The organism is Streptomyces sp. NPDC001880, from assembly GCF_053594575.1.
This window is the reverse complement of record NZ_JBSFET010000004.1, coordinates 1-13,586: the sequence shown is the minus strand read 5'-3', so window position 1 is coordinate 13,586 and position 13,586 is coordinate 1. Positions and strand designations below refer to the sequence as shown.

The window sequence follows — 13,586 nt, the reverse complement described above, 5'->3', positions numbered from 1 at the left end:
CCCGTGTCGCCTGGGCGACGGGGAGCCTGTCTCAGTACGGCATGTGGGTGGGGAAGGTGGCGGTCGGGCTGAACAACGTCGCGTATCCCTCTTCATGGCGCCGGTGCCGCCCGGACCGGCCCACGTCCGCGACCGGTGTCGCGAGAGTGAGCAGACCGTCGTTGGCGAGTTCCTGTACGCGCATGAGCAGTGCGCGTACGTCCAGGCCGAGTTCGGCGGCCACCGTCTGCAGATCGAGTCCGGACTCCCAGCTCCACAGCAGTACGGAGTCCATGCTCGGCGACCAGATGACGGTGTTCTCCACCTCGGCGGGCGGAGACGGCGACGGGATGTAGGCCAGGGTCCCGGTCGTGGCCGGCGCAGGGGCCGAGACCGGGGGCGCAGCCGGTGGTGGGGCGGGCTGCGGGGCCTTGGGCGGCGGTGGAGGGGACTCCTCGGCCGGCTGCGGCAGGGGGTTCTCCGGCGCGGCGGCAGGCTCCCCCGCCGAATCACTCGCCGGGGACTTGCGTCGGCGCAGGAGTTTCTCGGCCAGGGACCGTGCGTCGCTGCGGCCGACGGTGCGTCGTGCCAACCGTACTTCGCGCTCGTTCAGGCCCATCAGGTCCGCGATCGATCCATCGTCACCGACCGTGACGGCGAAGGCGGCCAGCGTTCTGCTCCGCTCCGCCTGCATCTCGTCCAGCAACGCCTGCGCCCGGCGCATGCGTTCGTCGCTGGCGCAAAAAGCTTCCGCCAGGACGGTGTTCCGCTCCCAGAAGTCTCGTGGCTCCACGAGACTCACAACGCGCGGGTGGCCGTCGGGAATGGAGGAGCGAGCCGAATGCGCCTAAATGGACTAACGAATAATTAAGTTGGCCCAGTGATATCAAGTGCCCTATTCACTCCAGCGGGTGGCCGGATACGGACGCAGGCGCGGCGAAGGCCCCGACCGGTGGTCGGGGCCTTCGTGCCGGGCGTCGGCGGTGCGGCTCAGCCCTCACCAGTGCCGTCAAATGTGGCCTGGGCCTCGAAGTTGGCGCGACGGGTGGCTCGGCGCAGCGCCTTCAGCAGCGCCGGACCGACCGTCAGCGTCAGCACCGCGGTGAGCACCGCCCGGCCCAGGTCCCAGCCGAGCGAGGTGGCCACGCAGTACGCGAGGAAGCGGACCAGGTTGTCCGTCAGCGGATCGCCTGCGTGGAACGAGATGCCCGACCCGGCCGGGGGCACGATCGTCCAGCCGTACAGGTTCATCACCGTGCCGTAGGCGAACGACGCCACGAACCCGAACCCCGCCAGCAGCAGCAGCTCGGCCCGCCCGCGCAGCCGGTCCGGGCCCGGCAGCAGGCCCGCGCCCATCGCGAACCAGCCCATCGCCAGCATCTGGAACGGCATCCACGGCCCCACCCCGCCGGTGAGCAGCGCCGAGGCGAACATGGTCACCGAGCCGAGCACGAAGCCGAAGCCGGGCCCGAGCACCCGGCCGCTCAGCACCATCAGGAAGAACATCGGCTCCAGCCCCGCCGTGCCCGCCCCCAGCGGCCGCAGCGCAGCGCCGACCGCGGCCAGCACCCCCAGCATCGCCACCGCCTTCGCGTCGAGACCGGAGTCCGCGATCATCGCGACGACCACCCCGACCAGCAGCGGCAGCAGCGCGGCGAACAGCCACGGCGCGTCCTGCAGGTGCGCCGGGTCGGCGCCGGGGCCGACCAGCAGCGGCCAGCCGAACGCGACCACCCCGATCGCGCTGACCAGCACGAGCGCGGCGATCGTGCGCGGCCCGAGCCGTACCGGCCGCACCTGGCGCCCGCTCATGACGGCTCTCCCAGCGCGGCGCGCACCTGCGCCACGGTCAGCCACTCCTGCGGGGCGAGGATCTTCGCGGTCTGCGGGGCGAACGCCGGGGACGAGACCACCACCTGCCGGGTCTCGCCGTCCGCGACGGTCTCCCCGTCGGCGAGGATCACCACCCGGTGCGCCAGCTCGGCGGCCAGCTCCACGTCGTGCGTGGCCAGCACGATCGCGTGACCGTCGGCCGCGAGGCCCCGGAGCACCCCGACCAGCCGGGCCTTTGCCGCGTAGTCCAGGCCGCGGGTCGGCTCGTCCAGCAGCAGCAGCGGGGGCCGCGCGGTGAGCACGACCGCCAGGGCGAGCGCGAGGCGCTGGCCCTCGGAGAGATCGCGGGGATGGGTGTCGTCCGGCACGCCCGGCAACAGCTCGGAGACCAGGGCACGGCAGCTGCCCGGGGCGGCGCCCGCGTCACCGTCGGCCGCGGCGCACTCGGCGGCGACGGTGTCCGCGTACAGCAGATCCCGTGGCTCCTGCGGCACGAGGCCGACCCGGCGCACCATGTCGCGCGGCTCCGTGCGGTGCGGGGTCCGGCCGCCGACCCGGACGGTGCCGGTGGTGGGCTCGACCATGCCGACGAGCGTGGCCAGCAGGGTGGACTTGCCCGCGCCGTTGCGGCCCATCAGGGCGATGGTCTCGCCGGGGGCGACGGTGAGCGTCACCCGGCGCAGCGCCTCGACGCGGCCGCGCCGTACGCCGAGCCGCTCGACCCGGGCCGTGGCATCGGCGACCGGCTCGGGCACGCCGGCCGTCCGCGCGGTGCGGCCCAGCAGCCGGGCCAGGGCGCCGCGCCGCACGGGGGAGGCGGCCGGGGGCGGCAGAGCGGGAGCGGCCACCGGCTCCGGAGCGGGCGGCCGCACCGGGGCGAGCCGCTCGCGCAGGCCCGCCGCCCGGCGCCGTGCATCGCGGACCGAGAGCGGCAGCGGCTCCCACCCCGCCAGCCGGCCCAGCGCGACGACCGGCGGGTGGACCGGGGAGACGGCCATGACGTCCGACGGCGCGCCCATGACCGGGGCGGCGCCCGGCGACGGCAGCAGGACGACCCGGTCCGCGTACTGCACCACCCGCTCCAGCCGGTGCTCGGCCATCAGGACCGTCGTCCCCAGGTCGTGCACCAGCCGTTGCAGCACGGCGAGGACCTCCTCGGCCGCCGCCGGGTCCAGCGCGGACGTCGGCTCGTCGAGGACCAGGACCTTCGGGTGCGGGGTGAGGACGGAACCGATCGCGACCCGCTGCTGCTGGCCGCCGGAGAGCGTGGCGATCGGCCGGTCGCGCAGCTCTGCGAGCCCCAGCAGGTCCAGGGTCTCCTCGACCCGCCGCCGCATCACGTCCGGGGCCAGGCCCAGCGACTCCATGCCGTACGCCAGCTCGTCCTCGACCGTGTCGGTGACGAAGTGGGAGAGCGGGTCCTGGCCCACCGTGCCGACCAGATCGGCGAGTTCACGAGGCTTGTGGGTACGGGTGTCGCGCCCGTCGACCGTTACCCGCCCGTTCAGCGTGCCGCCGGTGAAGTGCGGCACCAGCCCCGAAACGGCACCGAGCAGTGTCGACTTGCCGACCCCGGACGGACCGACGAGCAGCACCAGCTCGCCCTCGGGAACGGTCAGATCGACCCCGCTGAGGGTGGCACGCGCCGCCCCCTCGTAGTGCACCGAGACCTGCTCGAACCGGATCACTGGATCTCCTTGGAACGCGGGGCGCCCGCCGGCGGCGGCACCGGCGCCACCACCGCGGGCAGCAGCCCGATCAGCACCGCGGCCGCGGGCCACAGCGGAAGCACCGGCGCGACCAGCGGTACGACCCCGGGGTGCAGCGCCGCCTCGTCGACCACGCCCGCCCAGATCATCGCCACCGCCACCGCGGCGCCCGAACCCGCCACCAGCCAGGCCCGCACGCCCCACCGGTCGGGCCGGTAGCGGGTACGCACCGAACGGGCCCCGCCGAGCCGCAGCCCGGCCGCCGCGGCGACGAGCCCGGCGAGCAGCAGCGGCATCCCGTACACCGCACCCTGCGCGGCCAGCAGACCGTACGTACCGGCGCACATCCCGAGCAGCCCGCCGAGGGTGAGGACGTTCGTGGTGTGCCGGACGGCGGGCGGGACCTGGGCGGTGCGCCCGTATCCCCGCGCGTCCATCGACGCCGCCACCGCGACCGACCGCTCCAGCGCGCCCTCCAGGACCGGCAGCCCGATCTGGAGGACCGACTTGACGCCGCCGGTCGGACGGCCCCGCAGCCGCCGTGCGGTACGCAGCCGCATCACGTCGGCGACCATGTTCGGCGCGAACGTCATCGCTACGACGACGGCGACGCCCGCCTCGTAGAGCGCGCCCGGCAGCGACTTCAGCAGCCGGGCCGGGTTGGCGAGCGAGTTCGCCGCACCGACGCAGATCAGCAGGGTGGCCAGCTTCGCCCCGTCGTACAGCGCGAAGACCAGCTGCTCGGCGGTGACCCGGCCACCGATCCTGACCCCCTGCGCCCATTCGGGCAGTGGCACCTCGGGGAGCGTGAACAGCGTGTGGGTACCGGGGATCGGCGAACCGAGGAAGACGGAGAAGACCAGCCGCACCCCGACGACGAACAGCCCGATCCTGATGAACGCTCCGTACGAACGGGCCCACGGGGCGTCCGTGCGGCGGGCCGCCACGACGTAACCGGCCACCCCCACGAGCATCCCCAGCAGCAGCGGATTGGTGGTCCGGGACGCGGCGGTGGCGAGGCCGAGCGCCCACAGCCACCAGGCCCCGGCGGGCAGGGCGTTGCTCCGGTTCGCCTCGGGGGCGCGCAGCGGACGGCTGCGCGCCAGGACAGCGGAGCCGGTCGGGGCGGTCATCCGCGGCGGCGGCGGGACTGCACGACCGCGGCGGCGCCGAGGAGGAGCACGGCGCCGACCCCGACGAGAACCCCGGCGGACGGGCCGGAGGAGCCGCCCGAGCCGGAGGACGCGGCGGACCCGGCCGGTGCGGCCGAGGCGGACGGGGATTCGGCAGGCGTCCCCTTCCCGTCGCCGGAGACCTGCTCGCCGCAGCCCGAGGCCGGATAGCCGGTGATCGCGCAGAGCATCGCGTCGCTGCTGTACCGCAACGGCGCGGCCACCGCGGCGAGCGCCTCCGCGGCGCTCGCGTCCGGGCTCACCCGCGCGCACGCGGTGCGCGGCGCGGGCGGTGTCTCACCGGCCGGGGCGTCCGCGGCCGTGCCCGGGTCGATGACGAGCGCGATCCGCTTGGTGCCGTCCTTGGCCGGGGTGCCGGCGCAGATCTCGGTGAAGTCGGGGGTGCGGCGCGGCTTCGCCGAGTCCTGGGAGTCCTCGCTCACCGAGAACCGGAAACCCTGCACCGCCCCGTCGTCCGGCCGGACCAGCGACGGGCCCTGGGTGGCGTACGTCCAGTCGGAGCCGGAGTTCTCCCAGAACGACCAGTACCGGTAGCCGGCCGCCTGGGCCGGTCCCGCGCCGAGCACGGCCAGGACGGCGCCCAGGACCACCGGCAGCGCGGTGGCCCGTGCCGCGCGCCTCACGGCTGCCTGTTCTTGCGGCGACCGCTGATCAGGAAGAACGCGATCGCGGAGAGGACGAGGCCGATGCCGATGTACCACCACACGCCGCCGATCACGTCGTCGCCGCTGTGGACCTGGTCCTTCTCGGTGGGCACGTACCCGGTGTCGGCGGACGGGTCGGGCGTCACGACGGCGGCGGGCTCGGGGCCGGCCGCGTTCAGCCGGGCGACCAGGTCGACGCCGCCGAAGTCCCGGGCGTCGTCGCCGGTCGAGTGGGCGGCCAGGATGAGCTGGGCGTAGGCGGCGGGGCCGCTCTGGGCGGCCCAGTCCGCGGAGTTCTTCTTCAGCCAGTCGACGGCCCCGGCCGCCTTGTCCTGGTGGCCCGAGGCGGACAGGGCGACGACCGCGTCGGCGGTGTTGCCGAAGTCGGGCTGCGGGGTGGTGTCGGCGGCACCGGGCATCGGCGCCTGGTTCAGGTGGTTGCTGCCGGCGAGGGCGCCGACGAGGTAGTGGGCGCCGTTCTGGGCGGCCTGCTCGGGCGTGAGGCCGGAACCGGTCTGGCAGCGGGGTGCCTTGCCCGCGGCGTTGTTCCCGACGGCCATCCCCTTGCCCATCGCGCCGAGCACGGCGGCCGCGGTGGCGTCCGCGTTCGCGGTGAGCTTCCCCTTCTTGTCGGGCTGGTACGCGAAGGCGCCGCCGTCCTTGCCGCCGCACGGGATTGCGAGTGCGAGCAGCGGATCGTAGGGGGTCTTGCCGCCGGGGGTCGTGATGTCCGCGAGCCGCTGCCCCTGCCGGGCGAGGGCGCCGATCACCAGGGAGGTGGAGTTGGCGTCGCTGGGCGCGCCGGCGGTGTAGCCCCAGCCGCCGTCCTCGTTCTGCACGGACTTCAGCCAGCGCACCGAGTTGTTCACGGTCTCCCGGTGCCCGCCGACCTCGGCCAGCGCCTGGGCGGCGGCCGCGGTGGCGTTGGTGTCCCGTACCGTCTTCGCGTCGCACGGCTTGGAGACATCGGGCCGGTACGCGGCGTAGGAGCCGTCGGCGCACTGCTGGGAGACCAGCCAGTCCACCGACTTCGCCGCCGGTGTGACCCCTTCCACCCGCTGGGCGAGGAAGGACATCGACTGCCGCCACACCCCGTCGTAGGTGGGGTCCTTCGTGCCGTACAGCCCGGCGGGCAGTGCGGCGGACGGCGAGGGCGAGGGGGACGGCGCTGCGACCGCGACCGGCGCAGCGGCCGTGCAGAGCACGGCGGCGGTGGCGGCGAGCGCTGCGGCGCTGCGGCGTACGGTCATGGCTGGCGGGGCCTCTCCTGCGGGGTGAACCGGGCACAGGCACGCTCAGGCACCAGGCTCCGGCTCCGTATTCCTCGACGGTGCCGACCACCGGTGGGTCCGGAGGTCCGAGCCGGTCACGACCGCGGACAGGGCATTCCGACTCACCGTCTGCGACGACGGTTCACGGCTGCGTGGTCAGTGCCGGATTCGCACCGGCTTCCCCCTGAACGGGCATGATGACGACCCGTACACTCTACCGGGCGCGCCCGGCAGGGCCCGGGGCGGCTTCGGCTCGCCCGCGACGCGGAAAACCCACTGGCGGGATCCGCCCCGCACGGACGACCATCTCCCGCATGAGTGATCACCCCGCACGCTGGACCCAGGCGACCGTCTACCCCGACATGTGGGCGGACCCGGACGACGACCCCCGCAACTCGGAAGGTGCCGGCCCGGACGGCGAGCTCCCGACGCTCCAGGACTACCTGACCGACTACCGGCTGACCCTGCGGATGAAATGCGAGGGTCTGGACGCGGAGCAGCTGGCCCGGCGGTCGGTCCCGCCGTCGACGATGTCGCTGCTCGGCCTCCTGCGCCACCTCGCCGAGGTGGAACGGGACTGGCGCAACTGGATCACCGACGGTGAACCGCTGCCCAAGCTGTACGGCAAGCGTGACGCGGACTTCGACGGAGCCGTCGCCGATCAGGCCGTGGTCGACGCCGCCTACGCCGATCTGGAGCGCGAGCAGGCCGCGACCGACGCCGCGCTGGCCGCGCACCCGGACCTGGGCGAGCGGCTGGGGAAGGACAGGATCTCCGTCCGGTCGCTGCTGGTGCACAGGATCGAGGAGTACGCCCGGCACTGCGGGCAGGCCGACCTGCTGCGCGAGTGCATCGACGGGAGGGTGGGACAGTGAGGCCCGGCCGGTGAGATGAGCTTCGCGGGGCGGGGCGGCCCGCCCCGCCCCGCACTCACACCGCGATGTACGTCACCGGCTCGCTCCCCGGCACCGCCTCCGCGCGCCCGAGCTTCACCAGCCGCCGCAGATGCGCCTCCGCCTCCGAGACGGCGATGTTCCGGGAGCCGTGCGGGATCTGCTCCCAGGGCCGGTTCCACTCCATCCGCTCGGCCAGCTCCCACGGCGTCAGCGGCTGCGCCAGCAGCCCCAGCAGCCCGGTCAGCCGCTCCTCGTGATGACCGAGGAGCTCCTGTACGCGTCCTGCCGCATCGGTGAAGGCGTACTGATGGGCGGGCAGCACCTCGGCGGCCCCGAGCCTGCCGATCCGCTCCAGCGAGTCGAGGTAGTCGCCGAGGGGATCGCTGGCCGTCGCGTCGTCCGGGTCCTCGTACAGCCCGATGTGCGGACTGATCCCCGGCAGCAGATGATCCCCCGAGAAGAGCCGCCCCCGGCCCGGCAGATTCCCCGGATGCTCCTCCTCCAGGTGCAGGCACACATGCCCCGGCGTGTGCCCCGGCGTCCAGATCGCCCGCAGCCTGCGCCCCGCCAGATCGAGCAGCTCACCGGGGGCGATCTCCCGGTCCGGCAGCGCGGCCCCCAGCCCCGGCAGGGTCCGCATCCGCCCCCCGTCGGCCGCGGCGGCCCGCAACGGCGCGAGGTGTTCCTCGGGCGCGCCGACCGCGGTGAGCTTGGCCGCGAGATACGTCAGCCAGGTACCGGGCCGGGACCCGCGGGTACGCCGCACGATCGCGGTGTCCGCCGCATGCATGGCGATCCAGGCCCCGGAGGCCTCGCGCACCTGCCCGGAGAGCCCGTGGTGGTCGGGGTGGTGGTGGGTGATGACCACCCCGTGGATGTCGGCCATCTCCGTACCGACGGCGGCGAGCCCGGCACCGAGCGTGTCCCACGCCTCGGGATCGTCCCACCCGGTGTCGATCAGGACCGGCCCCCGGTCGGTGTCCAGGACGTGCACGAGGGTATGGCCGAGCGGATTGTCCGGGATGGGCACCTTGATGCTGTGCACGCCCCCGCCGTGGTCGGTCACCTGCGCCATGAGGTCCCCATCTCTCTAGACGGACGTGCGGCTTTGCGGCTCCGGTGCGCCGCCCCCACTGTAACGAGAACTTGTTCCAGTAGTAGCCCTGGTCGACCATCTCGTCGGGGTGCTGTCGCGGACGTGGACTCCTGGAACTGGAACTGGTATCAGTTCTGACACGGAGTCAGATACTGAGTCGGACAACGCGCCGGGCCGCGGGAGGCAGCAGCCATGACCGAGCTTGTCGAACACGGAAAACTGTTCATCGGCGGGGAGTTGGTCGATCCGCTGGGCCGGGACGTGATCGAGGTCGTCTCGCCGCACACCGAACAGGTCATCGGCCGGGTGCCGCATGCCTGCGAGGCGGACGTGGACCGGGCCGTCGCCGCCGCGCGGCTGGCGTTCGACGAGGGGCCCTGGGCGCGGATGAGCCTGGACGAGCGGATCGCGGTGGTCACCAGGATCAAGGACGGCTTCGCCGTGCGGTACGAGGAGATCGCCCGGGTCATCAGCTCGGAGAACGGCACCCCGTACACGTCGAGCGTCATGGTGCAGGCGCTCGCCGCGATGATGGTGTGGGACGCGGCGATCACCGTCGCCCGCGACTTCCCGTACGAGGAGCGGCGGGCCGGGGCGCTCGGGCCGCTGCTGGTGCGCCGGGAGCCGGTCGGGGTGGTCGCGGCCGTCGTGCCGTGGAACGTTCCGCAGTTCACCGCCGCCGCCAAGCTCGCGCCCGCGCTGCTGGCCGGCTGCTCCGCGGTGCTCAAGGTCTCGCCCGAATCCCCGCTGGACGCCTACGTCCTGGCCGAGATCGCCGCCGAGGCCGGGCTCCCGGAGGGGGTGCTCTCGATCCTTCCGGCCGACCGCGAGGTCAGTGAGTACCTGGTCGGGCATCCCGGCGTCGACAAGGTGTCGTTCACCGGCTCCGTGGCCGCCGGGCGCCGGGTGATGGAGGTCGCCTCCCGCAACCTCACCCGGGTCACCCTGGAGCTGGGCGGCAAGTCCGCCGCCGTGATCCTCCCCGACGCCGACCTGGACGCCGCCGTCGCGGGCATCGTTCCCTTCGCCTGGATGATCAACGGCCAGGCGTGCGTGGCCCAGACCCGCATCCTCGTCCCGCGCTCCCGCTACGACGAGACGGCCGAGGCGTTCGCCGCCGCGGCCGGTGCGCTGAAGGTCGGCGATCCGCTCGACCCCGCCACCGAACTGGGCCCGCTGGTCGCGCAGCGCCAGCAGCGGCGCTCGCTCGACTACATCCGGATCGGGCAGGACGAAGGCGCCAAGATCCTTACCGGCGGAGGCCGTCCGGCTTCCCAGGAGCGGGGCTGGTACGTCGAGCCGACCCTCTTCGGCGACGTCGACAACTCCATGCGCATCGCCCGCGAGGAGATCTTCGGACCCGTCATCTGCCTGCTGCCGTACGGCGACGAGGACGAGGCCGTACGGATCGCCAACGACTCCGACTACGGTCTCAGCGGCAGCGTCTGGACCGCCGACACGGAACGCGGCATCGACATCGCCCGCCGGGTCAGGACCGGCACGTACAGCGTGAACACCTTCAGCCTCGACATGCTCGGCCCGTTCGGCGGGTACAAGAACTCGGGTCTGGGCCGGGAGTTCGGCCCCGAGGGGTACGGCGAGTACTTCGAGCACAAGATGATCCATCTGCCGGCCGGATACGAGGGGGCGTGATGGGGGACCGCTGGGCCGTGGAGGTCGACCGGGGTGTCTGCATCGGCTCCGGGATGTGCCTGAACCACGCACCGGGCCGCTTCGCACTGGACTCCGCCCGGCAGTCGCACCCGGCGACCCCGGAGACCGACGCCGACGAGAAGGTCCTCACGGCGGCCGAGGGCTGCCCGGTCGAGGCGATCACGATCACACTGACCGGCTCGGGCGAGGTCGTCTTCCCGCCGGAGGAATAGACCGGGGCGGGGGAGGACCCGCCATGCGCGGCCGGCCGAGAGCCCGGCCGCGGTGGACCCGGAGCCGACCGCGGAGCAGCGGGCGGCACCGGACGCGGCGCGCCGACGGCCCGCCGCCGTACCCGCACCATGTGGACCATCACCATGCCGGGGTACGACGGTGTGTGCACCGGCCCCGTGTGACGAGGGCCCCGGCCATCCTTACGGTGACGGTCATGGAGACTCCTCAGAGCCCGGTCCCCGGGCCTGCCCCGCACACCGTCCCGCCGCCCGTGAACCCGCCGCTCGCCGGGCGCACCGCCCTGGTGACCGGCGCCGCGAGCGGGATCGGGCGGGCCTGCGCCCAGTCCCTGGCGGCGGCCGGCGCCCATGTGTACGTGGTGGACAAGGCCGCCGAAGCCGCGAACAGCCTGGCGGAAGAGATCGGCGGGACGGCGTGGGTGATCGACCTCTCCGACCCCGCAGCGGTGGACACCCTGCCCGACGACGCGGACATCGTGGTCAACAACGCCGGCCTCCAGCACGTCGCGCCCGTGCACGAATTCCCGCCGGAGCGCTTCGCGTTGATCCAGCGCGTCATGGTGGAGGCCCCGTTCCGCATCTTGCGCCGGACCCTGCCGGGCATGTACGAACGCGGCTGGGGGCGCGTGGTCAACATCTCGTCCGTGCACGGACTGCGGGCCAGCCCCTACAAATCGGCCTACGTGACGGCCAAGCACGCACTGGAGGGACTCAGCAAGGTGGTGGCGCTCGAAGCGGCGGGGCACGGGGTGACGAGCAACTGCGTCTGCCCCGGCTACGTACGCACCCCGCTGGTCGAGAACCAGATCGCGGACCAGGCCCGCACGCACGGCATCTCCGAGGAGGAGGTGGTGGGCCGGGTCATGCTGGAACGCAGCGCGATCAAGCGGCTGATCGAGCCCGATGACGTCGCCGAGGCCGTGCTGTGGCTCTGCGGGCCGCGCACCGGGCACATCACCGGGACCTCGCTCGCCATGGACGGCGGCTGGACCGCCAACTGACCCCCGCCCCCTACGATTGCCGGCCCATCCATGTCTGAACCGTCCACCTCCGCCGCGCCCCATCTGCGGCGCCTGCTCGACCTGCTGGCCGGCGACGCCCCCGCCGAGGAACTGGGCGCCGTCTCCTCGCAGGCCCGTGCCGCGGGTGTGCCCGCGGGCGATCTGGCGGAGGTGGAACGGGCCACCGCCACCGCCCTGCGGATCAGGGGCGCCCTGCGCCAGCACCGTCGCCGCGAGCTCCAGCTCACCGCGCTCTTCGACACCGCGGGCGACCTGGCCGCCTCCCGCGACCTGGACGAGGTGCTCAAGGCGATCGTCCGCCGGGCCAGGATGCTGCTCGGTACGGACACGGCGTATCTCACCCTCCCCGACGAGGAGGCGGGGGACACCTACATGCGGGTCACCGACGGATCGGTGTCGGTGGTCTTCCAGCGGCTGCGGCTGGAGCTCGGCCACGGGCTGGGCGGCCTGGTGGCGCAGACCGCGCGCCCGTACGCGACCCCCGACTACCGGACCGACGACCGCTTCCACCACACCCGCAACATCAATGCCGGGGTGCTGGACGAAGGGCTCGTCGCCATCCTGGGTGTACCGCTGCTGCTCGGCTCCAGCCGCGGCGGCACCGGAAAGGTCATCGGCGTCCTCTTCGCCGCCGACCGCGCGGCCCGCGTCTTCAGCCCCGACGAGGTCGCGCTGCTCTGCTCCCTCGCCGCGCACGCCGCGATCGCCATCGACACCGCCCGCGCGCTCGCCGACACCCGGTCCGCACTGGACGAACTGGCCGGGGCCAACGCCGAGCTGGCGGAGGCGAATGCGGCGGTACGGGCGCATTCGGCGGCCATGCGGCGGGCCGAGGAGTCCCACGACCGGCTGACCGACCTGGTGCTGCGCGGCCGGGACGTCACGGACGTCGCGGCGGCGGTCGCCGGGCTGCTGGACTCCCCGCTGACCATTCACGACCCGGGCGGGCGGCTCCTGGCGGCCGTCCGGCCCGACGGCACGGACTTCGCCGCCGACAGCATGGACGCCGGATGGCTGGCCGAGACCGCCGAGGAATCCCGTACCGGCGCCCGCGCCGTGCACCGCGACGGCCGGTGGATCTGCGCGGTCCTCGCCGGGCGGGAACTCCTGGCCGGACTGGTCCTGCACCGGCGCGGACAGCTCGACGACTCCGACCGGCGGCTGTTCGAGCGGGCCTCGGTGGTCACCGGACTGCTTCTGCTGCTGCGGCGCACCGTCGCCGAGACCGAGAACCGGATACGCGGCGAGCTGATCACCGATCTGCTGACCGACGTGGACCGCGACCCGGCCGGACTCACCGAACGCGGCCGGCGCCTGGGCATCGACCTCGACCGCCCGCATCTGCTGCTGGTGGCCGAGGGCGGGGCCCGGGAGCGGTTGGCCCCCGCCGCGGTGCGCTACCTCTTCGGCGGCGACGTCCACGGGGTGAGCGCGGAACACGCCGGGACCGTGGTGCTGCTGGTGGCGGCCGATGACCGCGGACCGGCCGCGGGCGAAGCGGCACGCATGGCGGCGGCCCAGCTCGGCCAGCTCGCCCAGACCCCCGTCACCGTCGCCGCCACCGGCCCGGCGCGCGGCGCCCGGGAACTGGCCGCCGCGTACGAGGAGGCCGCCCGCTGTCTGCGAGCGATGCGGGTCCTCGGGCGCACCGGGGAAGGGGCCTGCGTCGATGAACTCGGCTTCCTGGGCGTGGTGCTGGGCAACACCCAGGACGTCGACGGCTTCGTCTCGGCGACGCTCGGGCCGCTGCTGGAGTACGACGCGCAGCGCGGCACCCACCTGGTGCGCACCCTCAGCGCCTACTTCGGGTCCGGCGGCAGTCTCGTCCGCGCCAAGGACGAACTCCACGTGCACGTCAACACGGTGGTGCAGCGGCTGGACCGGGTGCAGGTGCTGCTGGGCCGCGACTGGAACGAACCGGGTCGCGCCCTGGAACTGCAACGTTGATCAGCCGGCCGTCGCCCCGTTCAGTTCAGTTCGCCCTCCGGCACTTCCCCGGAACCACCCTCTCCGGGCCCGTTCTTGAGCCGGTCGGC

Annotated in this window: 12 protein-coding genes and 1 riboswitch; of the genes, 5 read left to right on the top strand and 7 right to left on the bottom strand. The window is 73.6% G+C overall.

Annotation, left to right across the window (positions count from 1 at the left end; genetic code table 11):
* Positions 1-31: 31 nt before the first annotated feature.
* The 6 genes from ACWCQ6_RS03630 to ACWCQ6_RS03605 form a co-directional block, all read right to left on the bottom strand.
* Entirely contained in the window at positions 32-772 is a 741-nt protein-coding gene (locus ACWCQ6_RS03630) for a hypothetical protein (protein WP_451085134.1), read from the bottom strand.
* A 197-nt stretch (positions 773-969) separates the two neighbouring features.
* Complete coding sequence (locus tag ACWCQ6_RS03625; protein WP_451085133.1) at positions 970-1,791, bottom strand: ECF transporter S component; 822 nt, start codon at positions 1,789-1,791, stop codon at positions 970-972.
* Positions 1,788-3,500: an ABC transporter ATP-binding protein gene (locus ACWCQ6_RS03620; protein ID WP_451085132.1), complete on the bottom strand. Its 1,713-nt coding sequence runs from the start codon at positions 3,498-3,500 to the stop codon at positions 1,788-1,790. Before ACWCQ6_RS03620 ends, ACWCQ6_RS03625 begins: the two co-directional genes overlap by 4 nt.
* On the bottom strand, positions 3,497-4,654 hold the full coding sequence (locus tag ACWCQ6_RS03615) for an energy-coupling factor transporter transmembrane component T (RefSeq protein ID WP_451085131.1): 1,158 nt from the start codon (positions 4,652-4,654) through the stop codon (positions 3,497-3,499). Before ACWCQ6_RS03615 ends, ACWCQ6_RS03620 begins: the two co-directional genes overlap by 4 nt.
* The gene (locus ACWCQ6_RS03610; protein WP_451085130.1) at positions 4,651-5,337 is read right to left on the bottom strand and encodes an SCO2322 family protein; all 687 of its coding nucleotides are present in this window, start codon (positions 5,335-5,337) and stop codon (positions 4,651-4,653) included. The genes ACWCQ6_RS03615 and ACWCQ6_RS03610 overlap by 4 nt, the downstream gene beginning before the upstream one ends.
* Positions 5,334-6,608, bottom strand: a complete 1,275-nt coding sequence (locus tag ACWCQ6_RS03605; RefSeq protein WP_451085129.1) for a prenyltransferase/squalene oxidase repeat-containing protein — start codon at positions 6,606-6,608, stop codon at positions 5,334-5,336. Before ACWCQ6_RS03605 ends, ACWCQ6_RS03610 begins: the two co-directional genes overlap by 4 nt.
* A gap of 131 nt (positions 6,609-6,739) precedes the next feature.
* Positions 6,740-6,813, bottom strand: a riboswitch (cobalamin riboswitch).
* Between the two features lie 130 nt (positions 6,814-6,943).
* Between ACWCQ6_RS03605 and ACWCQ6_RS03600 the strand changes: the two genes are divergently transcribed.
* The gene (locus ACWCQ6_RS03600) at positions 6,944-7,504 is read left to right on the top strand and encodes a DinB family protein (protein ID WP_451085128.1); all 561 of its coding nucleotides are present in this window, start codon (positions 6,944-6,946) and stop codon (positions 7,502-7,504) included.
* Positions 7,505-7,559: 55 nt separating this feature from the next.
* Here the strand turns inward: ACWCQ6_RS03600 and ACWCQ6_RS03595 are convergent, their stop codons facing one another.
* Entirely contained in the window at positions 7,560-8,600 is a 1,041-nt protein-coding gene (locus ACWCQ6_RS03595; RefSeq protein WP_451085127.1) for an MBL fold metallo-hydrolase, read from the bottom strand.
* A 213-nt stretch (positions 8,601-8,813) separates the two neighbouring features.
* Here ACWCQ6_RS03595 and ACWCQ6_RS03590 point away from each other — a divergent pair, with 213 nt between their 5' ends.
* The 4 genes from ACWCQ6_RS03590 (at position 8,814) to ACWCQ6_RS03575 (ending at position 13,497) form a co-directional block, all read left to right on the top strand.
* On the top strand, positions 8,814-10,274 hold the full coding sequence (locus tag ACWCQ6_RS03590; protein WP_451085126.1) for an aldehyde dehydrogenase: 1,461 nt from the start codon (positions 8,814-8,816) through the stop codon (positions 10,272-10,274).
* Positions 10,274-10,507 (top strand): ferredoxin, encoded by a 234-nt coding sequence (locus tag ACWCQ6_RS03585; protein ID WP_451085125.1) that lies wholly within the window; start codon positions 10,274-10,276, stop codon positions 10,505-10,507. The genes ACWCQ6_RS03590 and ACWCQ6_RS03585 overlap by 1 nt, the downstream gene beginning before the upstream one ends.
* A gap of 215 nt (positions 10,508-10,722) precedes the next feature.
* A complete protein-coding gene (locus ACWCQ6_RS03580; protein WP_451085124.1) occupies positions 10,723-11,529 on the top strand; it encodes a 3-hydroxybutyrate dehydrogenase in 807 nt (268 codons plus the stop codon).
* Between the two features lie 30 nt (positions 11,530-11,559).
* Positions 11,560-13,497: a helix-turn-helix domain-containing protein gene (locus ACWCQ6_RS03575; RefSeq protein ID WP_451085123.1), complete on the top strand. Its 1,938-nt coding sequence runs from the start codon at positions 11,560-11,562 to the stop codon at positions 13,495-13,497.
* The last annotated feature ends 89 nt before the right edge of the window (positions 13,498-13,586 follow it).